Annotated in this window: 23 protein-coding genes; 18 read left to right on the top strand and 5 right to left on the bottom strand. The window is 36.8% G+C overall.

Annotated elements, in window-relative coordinates; genetic code table 11:
- Positions 1 to 144: 144 nt before the first annotated feature.
- On the bottom strand, positions 145 to 855 hold the full coding sequence (locus tag LDX54_RS08090; RefSeq protein ID WP_265667491.1) for a C39 family peptidase: 711 nt from the start codon (positions 853 to 855) through the stop codon (positions 145 to 147).
- A gap of 99 nt (positions 856 to 954) precedes the next feature.
- Entirely contained in the window at positions 955 to 2,532 is a 1,578-nt protein-coding gene (locus LDX54_RS08085) for a multicopper oxidase domain-containing protein (RefSeq protein ID WP_122037996.1), read from the bottom strand.
- Positions 2,533 to 2,891: 359 nt separating this feature from the next.
- Between LDX54_RS08085 and LDX54_RS08080 the strand changes: the two genes are divergently transcribed.
- The 6 genes from LDX54_RS08080 (at position 2,892) to lacG (ending at position 8,761) form a co-directional block, all read left to right on the top strand.
- Entirely contained in the window at positions 2,892 to 3,437 is a 546-nt protein-coding gene (locus tag LDX54_RS08080; RefSeq protein ID WP_265667492.1) for a hypothetical protein, read from the top strand.
- Between the two features lie 101 nt (positions 3,438 to 3,538).
- The gene (locus LDX54_RS08075; protein WP_110446566.1) at positions 3,539 to 4,165 is read left to right on the top strand and encodes an LVIS_2131 family protein; all 627 of its coding nucleotides are present in this window, start codon (positions 3,539 to 3,541) and stop codon (positions 4,163 to 4,165) included.
- A 173-nt stretch (positions 4,166 to 4,338) separates the two neighbouring features.
- A complete protein-coding gene (locus LDX54_RS08070) occupies positions 4,339 to 5,202 on the top strand; it encodes a PRD domain-containing protein (protein WP_265667494.1) in 864 nt (287 codons plus the stop codon).
- A gap of 4 nt (positions 5,203 to 5,206) precedes the next feature.
- Positions 5,207 to 5,560 carry a PTS lactose/cellobiose transporter subunit IIA gene (locus LDX54_RS08065; protein WP_046325500.1) on the top strand — a complete coding sequence of 118 codons (354 nt, stop codon included), beginning with the start codon at positions 5,207 to 5,209 and terminating at the stop codon, positions 5,558 to 5,560.
- 19 nt (positions 5,561 to 5,579) lie between these two features.
- Positions 5,580 to 7,325 carry a PTS lactose transporter subunit IIBC gene (locus LDX54_RS08060; protein WP_265667495.1) on the top strand — a complete coding sequence of 582 codons (1,746 nt, stop codon included), beginning with the start codon at positions 5,580 to 5,582 and terminating at the stop codon, positions 7,323 to 7,325.
- A gap of 11 nt (positions 7,326 to 7,336) precedes the next feature.
- A complete protein-coding gene (lacG, locus tag LDX54_RS08055; RefSeq protein WP_265667496.1) occupies positions 7,337 to 8,761 on the top strand; it encodes a 6-phospho-beta-galactosidase in 1,425 nt (474 codons plus the stop codon).
- Positions 8,762 to 8,916: 155 nt separating this feature from the next.
- Here lacG and LDX54_RS08050 read toward each other — a convergent pair whose 3' ends face one another.
- On the bottom strand, positions 8,917 to 10,440 hold the full coding sequence (locus LDX54_RS08050) for an O-antigen ligase family protein (RefSeq protein WP_265667497.1): 1,524 nt from the start codon (positions 10,438 to 10,440) through the stop codon (positions 8,917 to 8,919).
- A gap of 108 nt (positions 10,441 to 10,548) precedes the next feature.
- Complete coding sequence (locus tag LDX54_RS08045) at positions 10,549 to 10,863, bottom strand: DUF2187 domain-containing protein (RefSeq protein ID WP_122026482.1); 315 nt, start codon at positions 10,861 to 10,863, stop codon at positions 10,549 to 10,551.
- Positions 10,864 to 10,957: 94 nt separating this feature from the next.
- Between LDX54_RS08045 and LDX54_RS08040 the strand changes: the two genes are divergently transcribed.
- The 4 genes from LDX54_RS08040 (at position 10,958) to LDX54_RS08025 (ending at position 14,181) form a co-directional block, all read left to right on the top strand.
- A complete protein-coding gene (locus LDX54_RS08040; protein ID WP_187156766.1) occupies positions 10,958 to 11,503 on the top strand; it encodes an AAA family ATPase in 546 nt (181 codons plus the stop codon).
- A 180-nt stretch (positions 11,504 to 11,683) separates the two neighbouring features.
- The gene (locus LDX54_RS08035) at positions 11,684 to 12,175 is read left to right on the top strand and encodes an NlpC/P60 family protein (RefSeq protein WP_046325494.1); all 492 of its coding nucleotides are present in this window, start codon (positions 11,684 to 11,686) and stop codon (positions 12,173 to 12,175) included.
- A gap of 209 nt (positions 12,176 to 12,384) precedes the next feature.
- On the top strand, positions 12,385 to 13,104 hold the full coding sequence (locus LDX54_RS08030; protein WP_265667498.1) for a C40 family peptidase: 720 nt from the start codon (positions 12,385 to 12,387) through the stop codon (positions 13,102 to 13,104).
- Between the two features lie 153 nt (positions 13,105 to 13,257).
- Positions 13,258 to 14,181, top strand: a complete 924-nt coding sequence (locus tag LDX54_RS08025) for a C40 family peptidase (protein WP_265667499.1) — start codon at positions 13,258 to 13,260, stop codon at positions 14,179 to 14,181.
- A gap of 82 nt (positions 14,182 to 14,263) precedes the next feature.
- On the opposite strand, the gene hflX is transcribed toward LDX54_RS08025, so the two are convergent.
- Entirely contained in the window at positions 14,264 to 15,544 is a 1,281-nt protein-coding gene (gene hflX, locus LDX54_RS08020; RefSeq protein WP_265667500.1) for a GTPase HflX, read from the bottom strand.
- A 345-nt stretch (positions 15,545 to 15,889) separates the two neighbouring features.
- Between hflX and LDX54_RS08015 the strand changes: the two genes are divergently transcribed.
- The 8 genes from LDX54_RS08015 to LDX54_RS07980 all read left to right on the top strand — a co-directional run bounded on the left by LDX54_RS08015 (position 15,890) and on the right by LDX54_RS07980 (position 25,462).
- On the top strand, positions 15,890 to 17,323 hold the full coding sequence (locus LDX54_RS08015) for an MFS transporter (RefSeq protein ID WP_265667501.1): 1,434 nt from the start codon (positions 15,890 to 15,892) through the stop codon (positions 17,321 to 17,323).
- A gap of 139 nt (positions 17,324 to 17,462) precedes the next feature.
- On the top strand, positions 17,463 to 17,750 hold the full coding sequence (locus LDX54_RS08010; RefSeq protein ID WP_110446552.1) for a type II toxin-antitoxin system HicB family antitoxin: 288 nt from the start codon (positions 17,463 to 17,465) through the stop codon (positions 17,748 to 17,750).
- Positions 17,751 to 18,009: 259 nt separating this feature from the next.
- Complete coding sequence (locus LDX54_RS08005; protein ID WP_265667502.1) at positions 18,010 to 18,576, top strand: aldose epimerase; 567 nt, start codon at positions 18,010 to 18,012, stop codon at positions 18,574 to 18,576.
- 104 nt (positions 18,577 to 18,680) lie between these two features.
- Positions 18,681 to 19,805, top strand: a complete 1,125-nt coding sequence (locus LDX54_RS08000; protein WP_265667503.1) for an LCP family protein — start codon at positions 18,681 to 18,683, stop codon at positions 19,803 to 19,805.
- Positions 19,805 to 20,437, top strand: coding sequence for a glycerol-3-phosphate acyltransferase (locus tag LDX54_RS07995; protein ID WP_174795105.1), 633 nt, complete (start codon positions 19,805 to 19,807; stop codon positions 20,435 to 20,437). Before LDX54_RS08000 ends, LDX54_RS07995 begins: the two co-directional genes overlap by 1 nt.
- Positions 20,438 to 20,458: 21 nt before the next feature.
- A complete protein-coding gene (locus LDX54_RS07990; RefSeq protein WP_265667504.1) occupies positions 20,459 to 23,431 on the top strand; it encodes an alkaline phosphatase family protein in 2,973 nt (990 codons plus the stop codon).
- A gap of 270 nt (positions 23,432 to 23,701) precedes the next feature.
- Positions 23,702 to 24,967 (top strand): tyrosine--tRNA ligase, encoded by a 1,266-nt coding sequence (tyrS, locus tag LDX54_RS07985; protein ID WP_265667505.1) that lies wholly within the window; start codon positions 23,702 to 23,704, stop codon positions 24,965 to 24,967.
- Between the two features lie 99 nt (positions 24,968 to 25,066).
- Positions 25,067 to 25,462: an NUDIX domain-containing protein gene (locus LDX54_RS07980; protein WP_174795102.1), complete on the top strand. Its 396-nt coding sequence runs from the start codon at positions 25,067 to 25,069 to the stop codon at positions 25,460 to 25,462.
- Positions 25,463 to 25,501 lie beyond the last annotated feature (39 nt).

Here is a 25,501-nt window from a genome sequence, read left to right as displayed (position 1 = left end):
TTGTGTGAGGACACCCGCCTTAAATGGCAGGCACGGGAAGTGCTGGTGGTTGACCAACCTGATGTGAACAGAAGTAGTCACCTGTTATTAATAATGGGCCTCGATTTGAAAAAGAGCAGATTCTTAATTGAATCTGCTCTTTTTTTATTCCAGATATAATGCCTGTTTTCCTTGCTGATTATAACTTTTCTCCAAGTTTTGCCACGGAACCTTTTTATTTTTGGTGCCAAAAGGATCATTAACATAAACTACATGAGCTTTTTTGTCAAAGCCGGTAATAACACAGGCGTGAGAAGATGGTGTTACCTGAACTTTACCTTGAGCTGTTTGCCATGTTTGCATATCGCTAACATGATTAAAATTGGTCGTTGTAATGATTAGCACAGGATGGCCATCAGAAACTAGTTTCATTACTTGAATAAAATCATGATTAGTAAAGTTTTTAATCCGATTGGTGTATTTTAGTCCTATTTGTTCTAAAGGCTCATTATAAACGCACCAGCCAGCATTTGCTTGGCTCATATAACCAACAAAACCCACATGGGGATTACCCCGGTATTTGCCATCATCCGTGTAAGAAGATACATGCTTGATATTTTCGGATAAGTTTAGTTTATTTACCTTGATACCATAATACTGTAACAGCATTGACAAGGAAGTCACTTCGCAACCATTTGGCAGTTCCGGATACTGGTTTTCTAGTGGAACATCCAGTTTTTGAGAGGATTTCAGGGTAACCCAGTCATAGCGATCTTTAAGACTATTAGAATTAAGGCCGCTAAAAATTACACCTAAGAAAACGAGACCTAGGAATATCAATAAAATAGCTTTAATGGAAAATCTTTTCTTTTTCATAAAGCTATTTAAACATAGATTGTTTATTAAAAGCAAAAAATCGTTCAAATAAATGAACGATTTTTGGAAAATTAACTAATTCTTTAGTGAAAGTAGAAATTAGTGGTGAGTTGCGCCTGACAAAGCGTCAAGACTGTGATCTTCACCTTTAACTGCCATACCTTCAACGTCCATGCCTGGGCAGAAGACTTCATCTTCTGGAACGCCCCTTTCTTCGGCAAAAGCCTTAGTCAGAGTTTCCATATCCATCAAATGATATTTCTTGTCTGGGTGTTTTGGATCAACAATTTGAATTTGCGCCATCATACCGGCATCTTCGTGTTCGATAATGTGGCAGTGATACATGAAGACACCAGTGTTTTGGAAGTAAACCTTTATGCGAACTGTTTCTTGAGGTGCTACTTCGATAGTGTCCTTGTAAACTCCTCTTTCGTTTGGATATGGTTCTTTACCGTTACGTGATACAACCAGGAAGTGAGCACCGTGAGTGTGGAATGGGTGCAACATGCCGTTAACTTTATCGTTAGTGTTAGTTACGTCCCAGTATTCAGCATTCATCAATTCCTGCTTCATATCAATTCTTTCCATTGAGAACAACTTGCCGTTGATCATGTTGTGGTTATCCATAGTAACATGAGGAACTGGTGAGTTAGGGTTAACAACTGGATCATATGGTTTGAATAAAGTATCAGGAATTACGCTGTCATCTTTTTCATAACTGTGAATTCTGAATTCAACCAGCTTGAAGTCGTCAGTGTAAAGGTTGACAACATCGCCTTCTTTATAATTGCTGAAATCAACAACTACTTGTTGACGCTCACCCGGTCCAATTAAGACTTTAGTCAACTTAACTGGGTGCTCCAAGAATGAGTCGTCACCGGCGATTTGGGTCATTACCAAGTCATCGCTAAAGTGCAGGCGCCATTCACGACGGTTAGAACCACCTAAGAAGAGCAAACGTACTTTTTGAGTAGTGACATCAACATATGGTCGAACAACACCATTGATGATTGGAGTGTCGCCAAAGATACCCATTGCGTTGTAGTCTGCCTTATAGTCAAATTGGTTGTCTTCGTGGAAAATACGGTCTTGCAAAATAATTGGGAACTCGTCCTTGCCGTAAGTCTTAGGAATTGGCAGTTTAGCTTCGTTAGCATCAGTAATAACAACGCCCATAGCTAGTCCCATCCAAACTTGCATGGCAGTTGATGGACATGGATGGGCGTGCAGCCAAGTTAAAGCTGCTGGTTGTTTAACTATGAAGTCAATGTGCTTTTCTTCACCTGGGTAAACTGGTGAGTGACAAGCACCATCGTTACCAGGACCTGAAAGTTCCATACCGTGCCAGTGGTAAGTAGTCAATTCTGGCAAGCTGTTCTTCAAAGTTACGTGAACATGTTGACCTCTGGTCAAAACCATGGTCTTACCCAGAACTGGGAAGTTGTAACCCCATGTGTGAGTCTTTTTCCCTGGCAAAAATTGGAAGTCGCCTTCTTGAGAATCGATTGTGTACCAAACATCGTTATTTTCTTGTTTATCAGGTTCTAATACTGGAGGAACAATCAAAGGTTGAGCTTCAACGCCTTCAGGAATATGAAGATCTTTATATCCCATTTGGTGGTTTTTATCAAAATCTTCAGAATTATAGAAATAATCTGTGTAAACTTTATCTGACATATTCGTCTACCTTTCAGTTAAAAAATTTAGTGAAAAATTTTTAGTTACATGTTAAATTTACTCTATGTGAAAACGCTTGTAAAGTAGATAAGTCTATGTTTTTTTGATAAATTTTTATAAAAGCGCTTTTGCAAAATTTCAAGGGCTAAAGCGTTATTTAATATTTACAAAAATAGTGCGTAGCTTTCGTTTTCTTTAAACTAAATAATTGCAAAAATATTATAAAATAACCCTGAGCAGAAAAAAATGTTTTTTAAAAATTATTTTTAAAAGAAATAAAATAAATTGTTTTTAAACCAAAATTTGAGTATCGTATAAAAGATGATAAAAATTGATAAATTTAGATAAGGATTTTTAACTTGAAAATAAGCTTAACAGATTTCACTACCAAAATAGAAAAGCAAGATTATATTGAAGACTTAGAAACTACTAAATATGCTGATGTCAGTAAATCCAAAACCAAATTGCGTGAACAGGCAGCTAAATTGGTTAAGGAAACTAAAGCTGCCCTCAAGCATAACTCACTGAGTCATATTGCTCTTGAAATTACCGGTCAAAGACCCATAACTTTTGCATTAGAGACCAATATGATCAACTTGCCATATAGTAATTACAAGAAGAATACCAATTTTTTCGAAGAGGGTAAAGAATATCCGGTTGCAGTATACTTTGAAACGCAGTCGGAATATTTGAATGCATCGGGATTTCGAATTGATCAAATCGCGACGGAAGCAGAAATTGAACAAAATGAAACCGAAGTTATTGCCAAATTAACAGATGCTATGCAGGAAAAAATAAAACAAGTACGTGAGTTCCAAAAGCCTGCTGCTTCTGCTAAAAAGAAGACCACTGTTAAAAAGCCTAAAACAAAAAAGTCACAAAAAGAAACAAAGTCTAAGAAATAAAATATCTGAGACTTAGTAGGTGAAAATTAATGCAAATTTGAACGTAACTATTCAAAAGGTGTTTTTTACCATATAATGGAAGAAGATGCAGGAGGTCCATTATGATTAGCTGGAATCTACTTGGAGTATTGTTATGGGTAGTAGTTATTCTTTATTTCGTTTTTGTTGTGCAAAACATTCGTAAGCGCCGCATCACAATGATTATTAAGAAGCACCGACAATTTAGCTGGCCCAATTTTTTGATAGATATCATTGAAGTAGCCGCTCTTTTAGTTGGGATTGTCTGGTTATTCGGCAAGACTATGCTAGATAACCCGGATCTTGATGATACGACTAAGATTAAGTCTCATATTACCTATGAACCGATTGTCATGAACCCGGGAGAAGGCAATTCAAGTTACGTTACAATTGATTCGAAAAAGAAAAGGATTAGTACCCAGACTTTCACTTATTACAGGCCGGGTAAAAAAATTAAAGTAGCCAGTGATTTCGCTACAGTGGCTTATGGTAAAAGTCCTCTGGATCTTAATGCGGCCAAAATTCCATACGACAAAAAGCAACTGCAGACAATGGACCGCAAATATCAGCGAGCTTACGTTGCTATTTACACCGCTAACTATAAAAAGGTCTGGCAAAATGGCATTGGCATGCATGCAGGACACAATGCTACTCGTTATTATCTAATCAGGATTCCGGATTCATCGTTTATCAGGGAGAAAGAAAAATAAAATAAATAAAGCGTTTGCATAATTGTAAAAGTGTGGTATGCTTTATCTGTATTGAAAATTTAAGTAGATTGTTACTATCAAATTAGGCGAGACTACTAGTATAACTGATGAATTTTTATTGTTCATCGGCTATTGCTAGTAGTCTCTTTTTTTCTGCAAAAAAGGAAGATGTTATGCGCCTTAAAAAAATTTTTAATAATAACAGCATTTTAGTTGATGTTGGGAAAGGACAGGAAGCTATTGTTTTCGGTAAGGGAGTGGGGTTTGAACAGGGCAAAAATAGACTAGTTGATACTAAAAAAATTCAGAAAATATTTTATTTAGACAATAAGAAGGATAAAGAGTCGTTTAATTATCTTTTCCATAATATTCCTGCAGATATTATTGCAGCAGTTTTTGCGGTTATTGAAAATGCGCGAATCAATTATCATTTTCAGGTTTATGATTCGATTTATCTCACCTTAAGCGAACATGTCAATGGCGCCTACAAATTACTGTTAGCAGGAAAATATCGGGAAAATGAGATTCCGGATTTAAGTGAAAGATATCCAAAAGAATATCAAATTGCAAACGAAGCTCTGGGAATTATTAACGATAAATTAGGCGTTGATTTTCCACTTTCAGAGGTCAAAAGTATAGCGCTTCATTTTATCAACAGCAAGATTCCTACAGGTATTGTCAAGCACGAAGGTAAATCAAAATATATTTTTAACACATCTAAACTAATTAATGTCGTTCTTAATGTCCTGGATAACAATAACATTTATCAAAATGGTAAAAATCGGGACAGCTTTAGACGATTTCTAATTCACTTGCAGTATCTGGCCAAAAGGCTCTGGCGGCCGCCAGAAAAAAATGAATCTATCGATAAAAAGATTGAATGTGACATGATCAAGGCCTATCCGCGATCTTACAAAATAACTCAAGAAATTTTTCAGGCTCTTAATGCGGAATTTAATTTTCAGCCGTCAGACGCAGAGAGGGTTTACTTTATCATTCACATTCATCAAATTTTAGGGACAAAAGAAAAGGAGTAAAAAGATGGCAACTAAAGAAGAAATTTCAATGGCCGGCTTTGAAATAGTCGCTTATGCTGGCGATGCGAAGACTGCATTAATCACAGCACTTGATGAAGCTAAAAAAGGCAATTATGACAAGGCCAGAGAGCTGGTTAAAAGTGCAGACAGCTCTTTAAACGATGCTCATAATGCACAAACAAAACTAATGAGTAAAGAAGCCAGTGGTGAAGAAATGGAGACCACATTCATTATGTCACACGGGCAGGATACTTTAATGACTACGATGCTATTAAGGGATGAAGCTAAATATTTTATAGATTTGTATGAGAAGTATAATTCCGCTCTGAAGGAATTGAATGAACTAAAAAATAAGTAAATGAACAAGGAGTTTAAAAATGAATGCTGTAATTAAGCAAATTGAAAAAGCACAGCCATTCTTTCAAAAAGTCGCCGCTAATAAATATTTGCGCGCGGTCAGAGATGGCTTTATTGCTTTAATGCCGATAATTATCTTTTCCAGTATATTTTTACTGATAGCCAACGTGCCTTTGATCTGGCACTTTGCCTGGCCAACCAAAGTAGCTAATGCATTAAACATGTTTTACAACATGTCCATGGGAGTTTTAGCACTGATGGCTTCTTCATCAGTCGCTAAGGCATTAACCGATTCGTTTAATCTGGATTTACCAAAAACAGATCAAATTCCAACTGTAGGCGTGCAGTTTACCGCACAGGTTTCTTTTGTCTTGGTAGCTGTTGATACTTTAACTGATAAAATGAACAACCTGTATTTTGCAGTTGCAATGATTGGTACCAAAGGACTAATTTGTGCCTTTCTGGTAGCATTTATAGTTCCAAATGTATACTATCAATGTTTTAAACACAATATTACGATTAAATTGCCAGATGCTGTACCCCAAAATATTGCGGGAGCCTTTAAAAACATTATTCCTTTTGCAATTAGTACGTTTTTCTTCTGGATCTTTTCATTAGCTTTTAGAGCTGCGACTGGGACTAACCTAGCTGCCTGGATTATTCAAGTTTTATCACCTTTATTTACCGCAGCAGACGGTTATTTTGGTCTGGCAATAGTTTATGGTGCGATGGCTTTCTTCTGGTTTATCGGAATCCAGGGGCCATCAATCGTTGAGCCTGCGGTTACTGCTATCTATTTAAGCAATGTTGAATTAAACTTAGCAGCCTGGAAAGCTGGTAATATTGCAGGCGCCAACAGAATTCTGGCTCAAGGTACACAATACTTTGTTGCTACTTTAGGTGGTACAGGTGCTACTTTAGTAATTACATTAATGTTTGCTTTCATGTCTAAATCAAAGGAATTAAAAGCAGTAGGTCGTGCTGCATCAATTCCAGTTTTGTTCGGGGTTAATGAGCCAATTTTATTTGGTGCACCATTAATTTTGAACCCAGTCTTCTTTATTCCTTTCATTTTGACACCAATTGCCAATGTCTGGCTTTTTAAAATATTTGTTGATGTCTTCCACATGCCTGGCTTTATTTACAATTTGCCTTGGACTACACCAGGAACACTCGGCTTGATAATGGGTACCGGCTTTTCGATTGGTTCAATTATCTTGGCAATATTGCTTCTAGTAGTTGATGTTGTCATGTACTACCCGTTCTTTAAAGCATATGACATGCAAAAATGTACTGAAGAAGCAGCAAAAGTAACTAATGACACAAGCGAATCAACTAATGCAACTGCTACTAATACCAGTACTGAACTAGCAGCTTCTGTTTCTGAAAATAATACTAATAAAACTGCAAGTGAAAGCAAAATTCCACTAGCTAAAACAAAAGATGGTAAAAGTCTGAATGTTCTCGTACTTTGTGCTGGTGGTGGTACCAGTGGTATTTTAGCCAAAGCCTTAAACAAGTTAGCTGCTGAAAACAATTTACCTTTAGCAGTGGCTGCTACTTCATTTGGTGCTCACCACGATTTGCTTTCAGGAATGGACATCGTTATTTTGGCACCGCAAATGAATGCGATGAAAGATGAATTGAAAAAGGAATGTGATAAGAATAACGCTAAGATGATTACGACTACTGGTAAGCAATATATAGATATGACACAACATGCTGACAAGTGTCTGGACCTGATAATTGCTAACATTTCTGAATAAAGGAGAATAAAATGACTTTACTAAATAGAGTACAAAAATTACCTCACGATTTCGTGTGGGGTGGTGCCACTGCCGCTTATCAAGTTGAAGGTAGCACTCAAGTTGATGGTAAAGGCAAAACGATGTGGGATGATTACCTTGAAAAGCAGGGCAGATTTTCACCAAATCCTGCTAGTGACTTTTACAACCGGTATCCAGAAGACATTGGGCTTGCCAAAAAATATGGTTTAAATGCTGTGCGCGTTTCAATTGCTTGGACCAGAATTTTTCCTGAGGGTTACGGTCAAGTAAATCAAAAAGGCGTGGAATATTATCATAAATTATTCAAAGAATGTCTTGATAATGGCATTGAACCTTACGTTAGCCTGCATCATTTTGATAGTCCTAAAACTTTATTTGATAATGGTGACTGGTTAAATCGCAAGAATATTGATTATTTTGTTGACTATGCCAAGTTTTGCTTTAATGAATTTAAAGAGGTAAAAAACTGGTTTACTATTAATGAACTAATTTCTTTAGCATATTCACAGTACATTGCCGGTACTTTTCCACCAAACCATCATTTTGATGTTACCAGTGCGATTCAGGCCGAACATAACGAGTTAGTAGCACATGCCAGAGTAGTTAATTTATATAAAGAGCTGGGTTTACCAGGTAGAATTGGCCTAATTCATGTTATTCAACCAGTATATCCAATATCAACCAGTACTGAAGATAAACATGCAGCTAAATTGCAAGATGCGTTTTTGAACAAGTTTTTGCTTGATGGGACGTTCTTAGGCTATTACTCAGACGATACCATGGCATCAATTAATGAAATACTGCGTTTAAATAACGCACATTTGGATATTCAAGACGGTGACCTCGCTATTCTCGCTAAAGCTGCATCACAAAATGATATTTTAGGTCTAAATTATTATCAAAATCAGTTTATTAAAGCATATCATGGCGAAAGCGAAAATCACTTTAACGGTACTGGTGACAAGGGTACTTCTTCCTTTAAGTTTAAAGGAGTAGGAGAAACTGTCAAAAAGCCGGGGGTACCGACAACCGACTGGGACTGGAATATTTTCCCACAGGGTCTCTATGACACATTAAAGCGTATCAGTCATGATTATCCTAACTGTAAGACAATTTATGTGACTGAAAATGGTTTAGGTTATAAGGATAAATTTGTCAGCCCAGATAAGATTATTGATGACACTCCCAGAATTGATTTTATTGATCAACATGTCGCAGCCCTTTTAAAAGCTCGCACTGAAGGAGTGAATGTCCAAGGCTATTTTGTATGGTCTCTGCAAGATCAATTTTCCTGGGCGAATGGCTACAACAAACGTTATGGTCTGTTTTATGTAGATTTCAAAACGCAGAAGCGTTATGTTAAAAGGAGTGCCTTATGGTTTAAAGAATTAGCAGATACAATGAATAAAGAATAAAATTTAAGCAACTAACTTAGTTTAAACCCCGAAATTGAATAAATTGCGGGGTTTTCTAATGGGCAGAAAATTTTTAAAAAATAAAAGAACTAAGTCTGATTGTGACAGTTAGTCCTTTATCTAAAATTAAAACTATGATAAATCTACATTTTACATTAATTGGATATTGCTATTGTTTCCTTTTTACGAACTTGAACTAATAGATTTCCTTCAATGAAGGCGAGAATAAAGCTGGCTGTCAAAAAGTCAACCACATTACCGGAAGAAAAGGCAGCGAGCAGGATGAAGCAACTGGCCAGTAATAAGGAACTGACTAAATAAGTCCGTGCTGCTTTATATCTGAGCCACCTGTAAGCACCATAAATTAGTACTGCCAAATATGGTCCGACATACAAAAGCATTCCCAGCCAGCCTAAGGAATATATTTGGGCAGTAAAATCTCGTTCTAAATTAAAAATATTGTTTTCTCGGATGTAAGAAATACCAAAAAGCTTGTCTAGTTTGTTGTTATTGGTTTTGACTACTTGATTAAGCATAGCCTTTTCAATTTGGCGGTTTTCCATGCGCGACTGGCCCGGTTCGTTCATAATTTTGAGCCAAAATTCCGGGTCATATTGGTAAGGATAGCTTTTAAAGACAAATTTGGGATTAAGCGCATATTCTTGATAATTTTTCTTAATGAAGTAACGCAAAAACTCTTTTCTTTTTTTGCCATTAGGGTATTTTTGTAAACCAGCAGCTAATTCCTTTTTTTCGTCCGCTAAATCATGGTCAGACTGTTTAGCTAGATAAATTTCATAATTATAACGCTGAATTGCAGGGCCAAAGGGCAAAATCACTAGGGCTCCTGCTTCTATTAAGACAGCAACTAAAAACGCTTTGCCGCCCTTTTTTACATCTTTAATCAGATATTTATGTAGGCCAAACAGGATGAGACCGATTATTATTCCGCCAATCAGACCAATAGCAGCAACTTTAGTGCCGATTTCAATCATTGCCAGAGCCTGCACCACATTTAACAAAATGGTATGCCAGTTAAATGAAGTGAAAAGATAGTAGAGCATGAGCGGCAACAACATAAAGAGGACGGCTGAAATCATGTTGGTAAAATTGAAGAAGCCTTTAGATGCCATATGGGAATAACCGATATTGGGATTAAAGAACCATTCAAAAATGTTGGCACTGATAGTTCCTGTTTCGTATGATTTCAGAGAAATGACGAAAAGGTTAGAAAGTACAATAGTACCGGAAAAAAGTCCCGAAATGCCTTCAATCACCATTTGTAATTGCCGGGATCCAAAATCTAATTCATCAGTCAAATATAGCACTGTTAAGGGTAATATCATTCTAATTAAATAGAAGATTTCTCCACTAGGAGAATAACCATAATTGTTGGGACTCACGCTGGTAAAATGCTGCACGTGTATTAAATGTAGTGCTGAATAGATGACTAACAGCATAATATAAATTAGTAGCCATTTTTCCTGTGATAGTTTCTGCCAGGAATTTTGCGAGCTAAAGTAAAGGCCAACCAGGCTCGCCACTGCAAAAATACGGATAATTGTAGGCAGTGTAAATGGTAAAATATTAGCCAGAGTGCCATGATAGAACCAATATAAATCTAGAAACGGTTGTATTAAAATGAACCAAAATAAAATGGTTCTTGCTTTTTCTTTCACTTTTTTCTCCATATCATAAATATTTTCATGGTTTAATTTTAGGCAAAAATAAAGCAAAAAAAAAGAGCAGTGAACATTAATCACTGTTTCTTAATTAAAAAATAGTTATTATTCTTTGTTTGTGTCAGTAGTTGCTTTTTCTGTGGCAGATTTTTTGATCTTTTCTACTTTAACGTCACTTTTTGCTAAAGCCTGAATTTCCTTCATTTTCTTTTTAGAAACGGTTTTTAAGTTCTTAAAGTTGACCACTATTTTTTGATTGAGGTCACTAACTGCAGTTTTATCAGCTTTATCATAATCGATTATTTTTAGCAGAACAGAATTTTCATAAATTTTTTCTACTTTGCCCACAAATGGTTTGGTCAGTTCTTCATCAGACTTGGCACTGAGAATGTCATCTGCTTTGACGTCAGCTTTTTTCATAATAAGTTTTACTTCCTCTCTTAGCCATGTTTCACTATAATAGAAAGATATTATTATAAAAGCGAATAGTTTTCAAGTAAAGGAAGCTCGGATTTTGCAAAAATTAATTTTAATTGCTGGCCCCAGTGGTGCTGGTAAAACTACTATTTCAGAATACTTGGCAAATACATTCGCCATTCCCAGGGTATTGACCCATACCACCCGGCCAATGAGGCCGGGAGAAAGTTCAAAAGAATCGTATCACTTTGAAAGTGAAGCCAGTTTTAAGAAACTGCATTTTTTTGAACATGTCAAATACGGTTCCTACCAGTATGGTTCAAGTAAAGAAGCTCTAGACCAGGCTTGGCAGGATCATGATCTAGTATCTTTGATTGTCGACATTAAGGGAGCGCAATCTTACCTAGCAAAGTTAGAAAAACAGGTCTATTTTTTATACGTTACTGCCAGTTCGAAAAAGATGCTGGCTGAACGTTTAATAAAGCGTGGAGACGATCCAAATAAGATTAAAGAACGGTTAACTGGCAGTGAACTAAACGTCCTGCCGCCAACTCTACAAAAATACGCGCACATCTTGGTTAATGACGATTGGAATCAGACTAAGCGTCAACTCGATAATATTGTTAAAGAACTGAGTAAGTAACTTGTCTGAGTAATTACTTTTGTAAAATGGTTTCAAATTAAAATTCTTAACATTTTGTAGCTCGTTTGACACGAATGTGTAACATTAAATGAGTAAGATAGAAAATGTCGGAAGAAATAGATAAGTAGTTTTAACTCTGCTTGCTAAAATTAATAAATATATTTAGAAAAGAGTTTAATTTTGAAACACGGACACTCGAAAGGATTAATTAAGTTAATAATTGTTATTGCCCTCTTTTTCACTGGTGCAACTAGCGTAACGGTAGTTAGTGCTGCTACTGCTAATGATGTCAGTGCTAGTAGTGTAACCAAGAAGCGCAAAGCTGTAGCTAATTTAGCTAAAAAGCAAGTTGGCAAAGGCTATGTATATGGCGCTGCGGGTCCTTATTCTTTTGACTGTTCCGGTTTAGTACAATATGTCTACAAGACAGCTGGAAATAAAATTTTACCAAGAACTACATATTCACAAGTTTTACAAGGTAAAAAGGTTTCACTAAAAAAATTAAAGAAAGGTGATTTACTTTTCTGGGGATCTTCAGCTGCCCCAAACCATGTCGGCATCTATGTGGGTGATAACCAGTTTGTACATGCTGCTACGCCAAGCCAAGGTGTTTTAAAACAATCAATTAGTGCTTATTTTTATCCTTCCGCTGCTAAACGTATTTTAGATTAAGCACTCTTTTCTAATTTCCCCAAATTTGCTAAACAATAGAATAAATTTGAGCGTCCTTTTACTGCTAAATTTGTGAAAGGGCTTTTTTACGTACCGGTATTATTTCTGTAACCTTTTTGTAATACTTTGCGTGTAAAATTGATTTTGTAATATAGAAGTAGAGCTTATTAATATAAATAGTTTGATGCGAATACGGGGGGATTTTGATTTTGAAGATTAAAAGTAACTTAGTTAAATTTACTACTGCTGCGGCGCTTACCATCACTGGCTTAGGTGTTGCCAGTTTAGCCAATAACAATTTGACAACTGCTAATGTTAAAGCTGCCACTAAAAAAGTAAAAATCAATTATGTTCCCGGTTATGGTATCAACATTTGGGATAACTATGAAAATCCTACTTTTACCGGCCAACGGATAAAACACGGTAAAACAGTTAATGTTTTAAGCAGTGCTATTGACCAAAAAGGCAGAACCTGGTATCAAATTGGTGAAGGTCAATGGATTCAAGCACGTTACACCGTCAAACCTGGTGTTAAAATAAAGTCGGTCAAACCCAAAAAATCTGTTAAGCAAGCCGAAAAAGTTGTGGATTTGGCTAATGCAGAAGTGGGCAAAGCATATGCCTGGGGTGGCAATGGACCTCAAGGATTTGACTGTTCAGGTTTGGCTCAGTATGTATTTAGTGAAGCTACTGGCGTGAACCTGAGTCGTAGTACTTATTCACAAGTTAAACAAGGTAAACAGGTTTCGATACAGGACTTAAAGCCTGGCGATCTTCTGTTTTGGGGATCAGCAAGTGCTCCATATCATGTTGGTATTTATGTTGGCAATAACCAATATGTTCATGCTGCTTCTCCTTCACAAGGTGTTGTTAAGGATAGTTTAAGCTCATACTTCTATCCTTCAGTTGCAAAACGTGTTCTTGAATAGGAATATATTAAAAATTAAAACACTTAGGAAATCTTCTAAGTGTTTTTTTAGTACCATTTGATTAGTGTAACTTGATTAAAAATCTGAAGCGTTTAAAATGAAGTTAAATAGTAGTTTTTGGTCACATTATGCTACCAAAGGAGAAATGATTTGATGAAGCGTAATTTTTGGAAAATGAGTCTTGCTGCAGCATTGACATTAACCGGAATTGGTGTTGCTTCACCGCAAAAAACTGTAGATGCTGCTACGTTTAAGACACCTATAAAAAGAATACAAATCAATTGTCTGCCAAATAAGAGTGTGAAAATATGGACAGATTATAATGGAGGGCAACTGATCAGTTTTCGTGCAAAAAATAAAAGTAAATGGAATGTTGCCAAAACGGCTGTTGATCGCAAAGGTAAATTATGGTACATGATTGGCGACAGTGAATGGATTGAAGCACGTTACACGCAAGATTTAACGCAGGATTCTAATACACAAACTGTGCACGAGCAGGTTAAGAGTGCAGTAACTAAAAAGAAGAATAAAAAGGCTAAAAGCAAAACTAAAAAAATAGCAGTTGGGCCGAATAAGCAGAAGACAGCTAAGCCAAAGGCGCAGGAGCAAAAGATAGTTGTACCTAAACTTAATAATGCGATCCAAACAAAGAGTGCCGCTAATGTAACCCCAATAACACGTTTGAGTAATAAAGTTTCTGCTGATAATGTTTCTAAACGTGCACAAGACGTTGTGAATTTAGCAAAAAGTCTAATTGGTAAAGGTTATGCCTGGGGTGGAAATGGTCCAGATAATTATGACTGCTCGGGACTGGTTCAGTATGTTTATAATCAAGTCGGTGGCGTGCAATTGCCCCGCGTAACGACTGACCAAGTAAAAGTTGGAGTGACTGTATCGCTGGACCAGCTGCAGCCGGGTGATCTCTTATTCTGGGGGTCCGAAGATGCGCCTTATCATGTCGGAATTTACGTTGGCAATAATCAGTATGTTTGTGCTGCAACACCAGAACAGGGAGTAGTATTACAGACAATCAGTTCATATTTTTATCCTTGTGTAGCAAAGCGCGTTATTCAATAATAAAATGGTAGTTTTGAGGCTAAGAAGCTTTGAGTAAATGAAAAAAGATTCTCACAATAATAAAATATGCGAGGATCTTTTTTTAGTTAATATAATTGGCTAAGCGTGCTTGTTCTTGGGGTGAAAGACGCGCAACAACATGAATACCATCATTTTGATAGTTTTCTTTTAATACTTGAGCATTTTCATGCAGGTAAGCTAAAATCTTTCCCGCAGATAAGGGTAAAAGCAGATTAATTTGCTTATAACTGCTAAAAATATGCTTGGTTATTAAATCAGCAAGGGTTGCGATAGACTTGGTATCAATTGCAGAATATAGAATACCGCTACCTTCAATTTGCGGATAATTGCGCTCTGACTTGTCAGCCTTATTATAGGCAGTAATCATCGGCGTGTTTTTGACGCCAATTTCATCAAGCACGTTTTGTGTGGTGCGGATCATCTGTATCATATTGGGATCAGAAGCATCAACGACGTTAATTAATAAATCGGCATCTTTTACTTCCTGCAGCGTAGCTTTAAAAGATTCAATCAGATTATGGGGCAATTTAGAAATAAAACCAACTGTATCTGACAGGATAAAGCTAAAATTATTATCTAAGTCGATACGACGAACATTTGTATCCAACGTAGCAAACAGCATGTTTTTAACAAAAACTTGTTTAGCACTATGCTTGGAAAATTCTGTTAACAGCCCATTCATAGTGGTTGATTTGCCAGCATTAGTGTAGCCGACTAGTGCTACTTTAGGGATATGATTTTGATTGCGCCTTTTGGCTTTAATTTCTTCTTGTTTACTAATAGTTTGTAATTCCCTTTTTATAGTAGAAATTTGTTTGCCAATTGTGCGCCGATTCAATTCCAGTTTCGTTTCCCCAGCACCACGGTTGGCAAAACCACCACCAGTGGAGCCGCCATTACCGCGTTGTTGATCCAACGAGTTCTCAGAGGGATGCAGGCGCGGTAATTCATATTGTAATTGCGCCAGCTGCACCTGCAATTTTGCTTGCTTAGTCCGAGCGCGATTTGAAAATATTTCTAAGATTAATTCAGTGCGATCAACTACCCGCAGCTTAGTCAGTTTTTCTAAATTACGTATTTGTACAGGTGTTAACTCATCATTAAGTACTAATACTTTTGCTTTTAGACCCCGTGCCATATCTTTAATTTCATTTATTTTTCCCAAGCCAAAATAAGTACCAGCTATGATGTGTTCCGCATTTTGTCGTGTCTGTCCTACAACCTGCATGTTTGCGGCTTCTGTAAGATTGGCAAGTTCATTCATGTAATATTCAAAATTAGGGTCATTTAAATTAACTCCTGCAATAAATGCCTCTGTTTTATGGGGAGTATTTTCAATCATTTAATTCTCTTTCTGTATGTGAAGTTATTAATAGTGATCTTATAAATTAATATTTTTTAATCCTCATGATTCATACCTCTTTTGCTTTGCTATTAGTTTAATTTTAATACATCTATGTCTCATTACCAAAAAGAAGATTAATTGTCCGCCAATTTTAGTGGCAAAAATAAAGCTTTTTAGGATAACTGTCCCAATTGATTTATCATAGAGCCGGCTCTTTTACCTGCTAGGTTTTGCAAAAATTACTGCCAATAGTTTTTATTACTTGGCAGAGAGAAAAAAAGGAGTATAATTCAATCTGTTAAGGTACCTAACTAATTTTGTAAAAACGGAGATATTTGTAAAATGGCACAAAGAATAAGCTATCAAACTAATCAAAAGGTACAACAGAATCGCTGGTGGATTCTGGTTGCCGTGGGACTTTTCACGTTCATGTCAACTTTAGATGGCACAATTGTTAATATTGCTTTGCCAGTAATCAGTAAAGATTTGCGGATTCCAATGAGCCAGTCCGAATGGGTAGTTTCGCTGTACTTAATTGTAGTCTGCAGCTTTATTTTGTTTTTTGGCAAGTTAAGTGATATCTTGGGCAAGATTAAAATTTTTCGCTTAGGCGCAATCTTTTTTATTGCGGGGTCACTTTTATCAGGTTTTAGAATCAATCTATTGTTTTTGCTGGGCGCAAGGGCCTTGCAAGCAGTTGGTGCCGCTATGACTATGGCTACAAATAATGGTATTATCACAGAAATTTTTCCCACTACAGAAAGGGGAAAAGCGTTAGGAACTATTGGCTCCTTTGTTGCTCTGGGTTCAATTGCTGGTCCCGGTTTAGGTGGATTAATATTAAGTCGCCTGTCCTGGTCTTATATTTTTTGGCTTAATGTGCCAGTGGGAATCATTGCTGCATTAATTGGCGCCAAGTTTTTACCACAAGACATTACTTTTACCAAAGCTCCTCTGGATAAAATGGGCTCGTTCAGCTTTGCTTTCGGCATGATTACTCTATTTGGTGGTGTTTTCTTAGGCCAGCAATTAGGTTTCAGTTCTTTACCGGTTTTATTAATGTTAATAATTGGTCTTGTAAGTTTTATTTGGTTTGTTTATGTGGAAAATCATGCTGCTAATCCATTGTTACAATTCAAATTGTTTAAAAATCCGGATTTTTCAGTTAGTCTGCTCTGTGCGTTATTAATTTTTATTACGAACTTTTTCTTCAATGTGGTCACACCTTTTTACTTGGAAAATGCGCGTCACTTACCTCCGAGCCAAACTGGTTATATCTTGATGATCTTACCTGTAGTCCAGCTGGTTGCCGCTCCTGTTGCAGGATCTCTTTCTGACAAGATAGGTCCTAAATTAATCACATTTATAGGTTTGGTTTTACTGTTAATCAGCCAGGTGGGTTACACATTGTGCAACTTAAATTCACCAATTTGGCTGTTCATTATCAGCATCGCTTTAATGGGATTGGGAAGCGGCATTTTTAGTTCTCCTAATAATTCACTTGTCATGGGTTCTGTTGAACAAAAGGATTTAGGTGTTGCTGGCAGTATTAACTCTTTATCCCGTAATCTAGGTATGGTTATTGGTATTTCCAGTGCAACTACCGTATTATTTGCGGCAATGAGCAAAGCAAAAGGAGCTAGAGTCACCGCATATTTACCCAAGCAACCTGAAATTTTTATTTATGGTATGCATGTAGTTTTCATTATTTCAATGATAATTTGTCTAATTACTGTTATCTTAAGTGGCTGGAGACTATTCAAAAATAATAAATAATAACTTGTAAATAAGTGTCGAAAATAAAAATTTTCAACACTTTTTTGCTTTAAAAAATAATTTTTTAATAATTTTTTCTTCTTTTTACTTATTTGGGTATATTATTGTAGAGGGAAAGTGCAAAACGAGGAGGTTTAGGATGAACCATAAAGTTGTGACGTATCCAGCCATTTTTAAGCCACTGGAAAATGATATATATGTAATTAGTTTCCCTGATGTTAAAGGGGGAATAACCGAAGGGCAAGGTCTGCGTGAAGCAATGAAAATGGCTGCTGATACACTTGCGAGTCGTTTATACAATAAAGCGGTATTGCCGAAGGCTAGCAAAGCTAGTGATATTAAGTTGCCAGATGATGGTTCCTTTGTTGCACCGGTTTCTGCAGATTTAACTGAGGCGTCGCGCGATCGTCTTAATTATGAAATTTGATTTACAAAAAAAGCACCCCAATTTCTTGGGATGCTCTTTTTATTAACTTGTTCCAAAAACTTTCTTTTAATTCTCGGGAACAAGTCTATTATAATATATCTAACAAAATTTTGCTAATACTTTTAGCTTGTTTTACTAAAAAGTGTTTGCAATAAGCTCTAATTAAATGTACAAAAGCATTTTAGATATTCGATACAAATTGACAATAACATTATTTGAGTGCTATTTTTGAGAAAGAAAAAAAGTGTGGGAGTAAATTATGCAAACGATTGAAAGTTCTGTTTTGCGAATTTCTATTTCTGAAAAGGGTGCCAAGTTAGTTAACTTTATTGCCCAAAATAAGCAGAATGATTATTTTAAAGATGAGAATGAGCAAAAACAATTAGAGATTATTTTTAAGGGAGCAGGTCAAGGGGAAAACCTGGCTGACATCCTGCCATGGACAGTTGTAGATAAGGGAGATTCCAGAGTAAGCTTAGCGTTAATTGACGACAACTCAAGCTATAAGAACTTTCCTTACCATTTTGAGGCAATTCTGACATATGCTTTGGAGGGAAATAGAATTGATATTAAGTTTTATTTAAAAAACAATTCGCATAAAGATTTGCCATTTTCGTTACAATTCTTAATGCCTGTTTTCACAGGCTGGTCAATCACTACCAACGCAAATGAACTCGAGCTGGGTAGAAACGATACTACTTTGACTTTGGATTCTGCTCATTTCGCGTTAACAGCTGCTCATGAGCAAGTTAAAGCCAGTATCGACCAGGCCAGTCTTGCCAGTGATAGTGATGAAGAATTGACATTGACCTTAACATTGAGTTAAACAAATTAATGTTTTTAATAAGATAAAATTGACAAACCGTCGTCGGTTTGTTTTTTTTGCTATAATATACTCATTGTAACTAGATTTTAGGTAAGTAAAAAGTTATGGATCACAACGAGAATCACCCGCATAAGAGTCGGGTCGAATTGCACGCAAAGGACTACCACAGAAGAAAGCGGATTTTAGCTTGGGTGTTAAGCATTGCAGTCCTGTTAACTGTGGCGGTTGGTGCGTATTCCGCATATATTTATTTGCGCACGAAAGATGCAGTTGATAATGCCTACGATGACCAAAACAGTGTGCAGATCAAAAATGGCGAGTTTGATGGCAAGAAAAAATTTGCTGTATTGCTAATGGGCACTGATACCGGGGCACTTGATCGTAAAGAAAAAATAGGTAATACTGATACTATTATTATTGCTGTCGTTAATCCGCAGAAAAAGCGTTATTCATTGATGTCGGTACCAAGAGACACAATGGCTCAAATGATAGGAGCAGAAAAATTTCAAGTTAAGAAAATTAATGCTGCTTATCCTGTTGGTGGGGCTGCCATGTCCATGGCCAGTGTTTCTAAACTAGTTAATGTGCCTCTCAAATACTATGTTTTGGTAAATATGAAAGGTATTATGCGATTAATCCGCTATATCGGTGGCATTAATATCAAACCTACTTTGAGTTTTGAGTATGGTGGTTACATTTTTAAGAAAAATCAATTGACTCACATGGGTGGCGGTGGAGCTCTGGCATACTCACGTATGCGCTATGATGATCCGGAAGGTGATTATGGCCGTCAGAAGCGCCAGCGGCAAGTGATAACTACTATCATCAAGAAGTCAGTATCAGTCAGTACTTTAGCCAGGCTAGATTCAGTATTGTCCGCAATTTCTAACAACATTAAAACTAATTTGCCCTTTGATGCGCTGCGCCAAATTGCGTTTAACTACCGTGATTCTACCAAGAATGTCAAAAATGATTATCTTCACGGACACAATGCGACAATTGACGGTGCATCTTATCAAGTACAATCAACTAAGGAACTGCAAAGAGTTTCAGATTACTTACGAACGGAATTAGGCTTGTCTATTGTACCAGTAGACAATAACGAAACCTACCAAAACAAACGTAACAAAATTCAAGGGTTTGATTTTAAAAATCCTGAAAATCAAGATTATCATATTTACGAGGATTATCAAGATCAAAGTTACCAGGAAGAAGGCGACAATTGGTAATGCGTTTGTGGTCAATCGCTATCGGATATGGATTCGGCTGTTTGCTGTTTGCGGTTTTTATTTGCCGCTTTGCTTTACACGAGGATCCCACAAAGGTGGGTTCGGGTAACCCAGGAACGGCTAATGTCGGAGCAGTGTTTGGGAAAAAATGGGGTATATTAACTTGTATTGGTGACTTGTTAAAAACGCTCATCTGTCTTCTTATCGTACACTATCTTTTCTCAGACAATATTGCTCTTTTGTATGCTGGCTTAGGCTTGGAGCTGGGGCACTGCTTTCCCTTTTGGAACCATTTTGACGGGGGAAAGGGCGTCACGGTAGCCGTGATAGTAGCGGCGCTGTATGATACTCCTGCTGCTGCGGTGACACTTCTAGTTTGTTTAATACTACTGATACTATTACAAAATTTGACGATTCCGCCGATAATTTTTATAATATTGTTCAGTTTGTATGAACTTTTTAAAGTTAAAGAAGCGGGAATCGTATTATTAATAATGACTCTGGTCATGACTTTCAAATTTAGATATGACCTACGTGACTTTTTTACTGGCAACGGGAAAAAGGTTGATGTTTTATACTCAATTAAGAAAAAATTGGGTCTATTGCATGATAGTCAACAGCATCATTTTTAGTGAGGAATATAACTTAGGAATATGAATAAAAATAAGAAATCTTTAAAAGCTATTCAGATAATTTTCCTATTGGTGGCAACTCTGTTTATGCTAGTGCAAATGTTTAATTTGAAAGGATTTGCTGCCAGAGCGCACTTTTCATTTATTCACTTTATGCCTAACATGTTGCACAACGCAACTTTAATGATAGTGCCTATGGTATTTGGTGCTGTTTACAGCAAGAAAAAGCAAAGTGTTAGTGAAAGCTTTAAATATTGGCTGCTAGCCAGTGTTACTTTAATCGTTTACTACATTTTCTTTTTCTTTATAGTTCCAACCCGTTTTAATATGTGGCGCGTTTGGGGAATGCTGTTTCCCATCATTACCAGTACTTCAGTTTTGTTCTCCGGCCTGGTTTTCTGCTTACTAATCCAGCCACACCTGTATGACTTTTTGCATAAATTAACTGTTAAGCAAAATCTCTTAGTACTAAGTTTGCTGACATTATTAGGTTTTGCCCTCAGTGCCGGTAATTTATCTTTTCAATACTCGTTTTATGGCTTGTACTTAGTGCTTTTCTTTGCCTGGGGCATGTTTTTAGCCAATGTTCCCATCAATAATAAGTTGCTGACATTATCTTTAATCAGTGGTTTTTTGTCCTTCTTCATTGTAGTGATTGGCGTTTCCGGCTTTGACGCTGTTTACTGGTCTCAGATAATTTCCGGTAATGGTGGTGGCGACTGGAACAGGGAATTTTTAAATAATCCTACGTCACCATTTATGTTTTTACTGGTGGTTGCCGTCTTTTTATTGTTTAAGAAGTTAATCTTAACTTTTAACAAAAAGCAGATGCGCTACTTTATCCCAGTAATCATGATCATGGATGCACCTATTTCACCCAGATTTATGAGAGCTTTTAGCTTTACAGGATCATCCATTATTGACAAGCTGATTTTGCTGCTAGTGATGACAATCATTGTGGTTGTCTGGTATCAATTGCTTGAGCGCTATTTGTTCCAAATAAATCCATTTGCTAAGATTATCAATTACTTAGATCATGAACCTAATCTGGCCAAAATTTGTGAAAAGGGTTGGGCAATATTTACCAACTTTGTTATTAAAAACAGGGTTAATCTGCTAACTTGGGCCTGGTTCTACATTTTAAGTTTTGGCTCTTTCCTAATTGAATCCGATAACTTACGAATTCAGATAAGCACGGCGGCAACGATTAATGCGATAGTTTATCTTCTTGGCACTAAGTTCTTTGCCATGATTCTAACCACCATTTTTCTAGATGCATTGTTCTCAGTATTTTATTTCGTAACAACGCGTTACTGGACTTCGAATATTCTGGTAAGTCTGATAGCTATCGGCTGGGCTATCGCAAATAAAATTAAGCTTTTACTCCGTGGTGAACCAATCTACCCCACTGAATTAAGTGAGATAGTCAACTGGAGAACCTTGATTCCAATGATTGGTAAAACAACTGTCATTGTAATTTTAATTGCATTGGTTGTAATAATTGCGCTGGATATTTTCTTAGAATTAAAGTGTCCAATCAAAAAGCGCGGATCATGGAAACGGCGTGGAATTTGGGCACTGTTAAGTCTGTTACTATTTGTTACGCCGCTGCGTTTTAACCATGATGGTGGCGTAATCTATCATATTAATCGCGGTTTTGACAACAGACAGAGATTCCGTAACCCAGAGCGTGATATTCAGGTTAATGGGCCTGTCCTTAATTTCTTGAATTACATTGACCTGCAAATTATGGATCAGCCTGAAGGTTATTCAGAAACAAGCATTAAGCAACTAAATACCAAGTATGAAAAAGTTGCTGCCAAAATTAATAAGAAACGTAAAAATGATCTGAAGAATCAAACCATTGTCTTTAATCTGAGTGAAAGCTTTGTTGATCCAAGCACCTTCCCTACGATTAGATTCGATCGTGATGTTCCAAATCCAGTTAAATTTATCCAGTCGATGAAGTCACGCTCAACCTACGGTAATATGTTGAGTGCTGGTTATGGTGGTGGTACTGCCAACATGGAATGGGAAACTTTAACTGGTTTGAATATGGGTATGTTCAAGTCTACTTTGACCCCTTACGTTCAAATTGTGCCAAATTATGACTTCTACCCAACAATAGGGATGAACTTTGATTATAAATCTGCAGTCCACCCATTTATCGGTACATACTACTCACGTCAGGAAGACTACCATAGATTTAAGTTTGATAAGTTTATCTACGTCGGTTCAAAATATAAAATTATTGACCAAAAGAAGCTAGGTAAGAGCGGTTATAACTCTGACTTCACTACCTACGCCAACGGACTAAAAGAAATCAATTCACGTAATGGCGGCCAGTTTATCAACCTGATATCAATTCAAAACCACATGCCATACAATAACTGGTACCCCAACAACGAATACATGGGTAAGATTTCGGGAGAGTTGTTCAAGTCTCCAGCAGTACGTGATCAAATGGCTACCTATGTCAAGGGTACGCAATATACTGACAAGGCAGTTGAGCAATTTATCAAGCAGATTGATAAAATTCAAAAGCCTATTACTCTAGTCTTTTATGGCGATCACTATCCAAGCATTATTTCTCAAAACTATACTGCTAAGTATCCGGTACAAATGCATTCAACGCGCTACTTTATTTACTCAAACAAGTATGCTCGTCAACATGGTGCTAAGACTAGGTTGCCGCGTAGGGCTAATAACTTCGTCAGCTCGAGTGACTTTATTGCTATGATGCTAGAACAGACTGATTCGAAAGTTACCCCTTACCAAGCGCTGTTAACTGAAGTGCATAAGAAATTGCCGGCAATTACGATTAACTTTAAAGGCGATAAGGGCTTCGAATTAATTGGCCGGCAAGGACAAGTAATTGATCCAAAATATCTCACTAAAAAGCAACAAGAAATTTTAGCTGACTATGAAGCTATCCAATATGATATGACAGCAGGTAAAGCATATGGCTTAAAGATTAAAGGCTTCTATAAGTAATAAAATTATATTGACTTATTAAGAAAAAATGAGTATTATCATTTATAACAATTTTAAGTAGCACCTTGATTCAGCGTTCAGAGAACTAGCGGTTAGTGTGAGCTAGACAGGTCAAGAGTAGCGAAATACTAGTTGGGTGGTTCCCGTAAAGACCATAGTTAAGGCACTTGTAATTAAGTGTAAACGTGGGTGGTACCACGGCTGAAAAGGTAATTAGTCGTCCCTAGATTCAAAAATGAATCTGGGGACTTTTTTATTGGAGGAAAAAAGATGGCAAATTTTGATATTTTAGCAGATTTGAAGTGGCGCGGAGCGATTAACCAGCAAACCGATGAGGCTGGCTTAACCAAGTATTTACAAGAACATGATGATTTAGCCCTTTATTGTGGTACCGATCCTACAGGTGATTCCCTTCATATCGGCCATCTTATTCCCTTCATGATCTTAAAAAGATTTCAGTTGGCCGGATATCATCCTGTGATTGTTATAGGTGGTGGTACCGGAACAATTGGTGATCCTTCTGGGCGTAAATCTGAGCGGGTGCTTCTTAGTGCGGAAAAATTGCATGAAAACGAGGTAGCTCTGACTAAGCAAATGGAAAAGCTGTTTGGCACTGACAATTTTCAAATTGTTAATAACGCTGAATGGCTTGATAAATTAAGTTTAATTGAATTCTTGCGTGAATATGGCAAGCACTTCCAAGTTAATAACATGATTAATAAAGATGTAGTTGCCAGTCGTTTGGAAAATGGTATTTCCTTTACTGAATTCTCCTACCAAATTTTACAAGCCATTGATTTTTACCAGTTAAATAAAAATTATGGTGTCCAAATGCAAATTGGTGGCAGTGATCAGTGGGGCAATATCACCGCTGGCATTGATTTAATTCACAAGTTAATGGGACCAGACAGACAGGCATTTGGTTTAACAATTCCGTTAATGTTAAAAGCTGATGGCACTAAGTTTGGTAAATCAGCAGGTGGAGCTGTTTGGCTTGATCCTGAAAAAACCAGTCCTTACGAATTTTACCAGTTCTGGATCAATCAGGACGATCGTGACGTAGTTAAGTATTTGAAGTACTTTACATTCCTAAGTCATGAAGAAATTGATGATCTGGCTGAAAAAGTAAAAACCGAACCATGGAAACGGACAGCACAAAAAACACTTGCAAGGGAAGTAACCAAGTTTGTTCACGGCGAAGCAGGACTAAAAGAGGCAGAGATGATCACAGACGCCCTGTTTTCCGGTGATATTAAAAACTTGTCGGTTAAACAGATTGAGCAGGGACTTAAGAGTGCTCCTGCAGCCGTAGCACCTTCTCAGAGCCAAAATATCGTAGACTTCTTAGTTAATACTAAGATTGAATCTTCTAAACGTCAGGCACGAGAAGATGTTGTTAACGGAGCAATTTATGTTAATGGTGAGCGCGAGCAATCAGTTGACTTTGAGGTCGATCCTGCTAAAGCCTTTGACGGTAAATACGTTATTATTAGAAAAGGCAAAAGAAAATATACTTTAGTTACAATTAAAGATTAATCTAAAAGAGGCAGTTGCTATTTTCGCAACTGCCCTTTTTTAACTCTAATTAAAAGCGTATAATAAGAAAACATTATTTTTTCGGAAGGAGTGGTTGATATGCGTGCACGTGTAATTCTTTATAATTCTGAAAATGATGCGATTTTATTAATTCATAGATTAAAAAATGGTCGAGACTACTGGGTAATTCCTGGTGGTGGAGCTAAAGGGAATGAAACCCCAGTTGAAACCGCAATCAGAGAAATTGATGAAGAACTAAGTATTCAACTAAAACCAGCTGCCTTAAACCAGCTATTTGAATACAAAAGTCAAGAAAATGAACATTTCTTTTATGCTGAAATTTCCTTTATAGCTGCACCAGAAATTAGTGGAGAAGAAAAAGAACGCTCAAATAATGCAAATGTTTATCAGCCTGATTGGGTAGCTGTCAAAGACCTAACTCAGATTAATTTAATGCCTCCTAAAATTGCTTGTAAAATAATAAATCTGATTTGACTAATTTGACAAAAAAGTTATGGGATTTCATACTATTAA

The organism is Lactobacillus sp. IBH004 (genome assembly GCF_026185255.2).
GTDB lineage: Bacteria > Bacillota > Bacilli > Lactobacillales > Lactobacillaceae > Lactobacillus > Lactobacillus melliventris.
This window is presented reverse-complemented; position numbering and strand designations above follow the sequence as displayed.

What these genes read in the sequence shown, in the direction of transcription:
- LDX54_RS07995 (WP_174795105.1), top strand. Translation starts at nt 19,805, where the DNA reads ATGCGTTTGTGGTCAATCGCTATCGGATATGGATTCGGCTGTTTGCTG.
- LDX54_RS08085 (WP_122037996.1), bottom strand. Translation starts at nt 2,532, where the DNA reads ATGTCAGATAAAGTTTACACAGATTATTTCTATAATTCTGAAGATTTT.
- LDX54_RS08075 (WP_110446566.1), top strand. Translation starts at nt 3,539, where the DNA reads ATGATTAGCTGGAATCTACTTGGAGTATTGTTATGGGTAGTAGTTATT.
- LDX54_RS08005 (WP_265667502.1), top strand. Translation starts at nt 18,010, where the DNA reads ATGCAAACGATTGAAAGTTCTGTTTTGCGAATTTCTATTTCTGAAAAG.
- tyrS (WP_265667505.1), top strand. Translation starts at nt 23,702, where the DNA reads ATGGCAAATTTTGATATTTTAGCAGATTTGAAGTGGCGCGGAGCGATT.
- hflX (WP_265667500.1), bottom strand. Translation starts at nt 15,544, where the DNA reads ATGATTGAAAATACTCCCCATAAAACAGAGGCATTTATTGCAGGAGTT.
- LDX54_RS08090 (WP_265667491.1), bottom strand. Translation starts at nt 855, where the DNA reads ATGAAAAAGAAAAGATTTTCCATTAAAGCTATTTTATTGATATTCCTA.
- LDX54_RS08015 (WP_265667501.1), top strand. Translation starts at nt 15,890, where the DNA reads ATGGCACAAAGAATAAGCTATCAAACTAATCAAAAGGTACAACAGAAT.
- LDX54_RS08045 (WP_122026482.1), bottom strand. Translation starts at nt 10,863, where the DNA reads ATGAAAAAAGCTGACGTCAAAGCAGATGACATTCTCAGTGCCAAGTCT.
- LDX54_RS08025 (WP_265667499.1), top strand. Translation starts at nt 13,258, where the DNA reads ATGAAGCGTAATTTTTGGAAAATGAGTCTTGCTGCAGCATTGACATTA.
- LDX54_RS07980 (WP_174795102.1), top strand. Translation starts at nt 25,067, where the DNA reads ATGCGTGCACGTGTAATTCTTTATAATTCTGAAAATGATGCGATTTTA.
- LDX54_RS07990 (WP_265667504.1), top strand. Translation starts at nt 20,459, where the DNA reads ATGAATAAAAATAAGAAATCTTTAAAAGCTATTCAGATAATTTTCCTA.
- LDX54_RS08060 (WP_265667495.1), top strand. Translation starts at nt 5,580, where the DNA reads ATGAATGCTGTAATTAAGCAAATTGAAAAAGCACAGCCATTCTTTCAA.
- LDX54_RS08010 (WP_110446552.1), top strand. Translation starts at nt 17,463, where the DNA reads ATGAACCATAAAGTTGTGACGTATCCAGCCATTTTTAAGCCACTGGAA.
- LDX54_RS08065 (WP_046325500.1), top strand. Translation starts at nt 5,207, where the DNA reads ATGGCAACTAAAGAAGAAATTTCAATGGCCGGCTTTGAAATAGTCGCT.
- LDX54_RS08070 (WP_265667494.1), top strand. Translation starts at nt 4,339, where the DNA reads ATGCGCCTTAAAAAAATTTTTAATAATAACAGCATTTTAGTTGATGTT.
- lacG (WP_265667496.1), top strand. Translation starts at nt 7,337, where the DNA reads ATGACTTTACTAAATAGAGTACAAAAATTACCTCACGATTTCGTGTGG.
- LDX54_RS08000 (WP_265667503.1), top strand. Translation starts at nt 18,681, where the DNA reads ATGGATCACAACGAGAATCACCCGCATAAGAGTCGGGTCGAATTGCAC.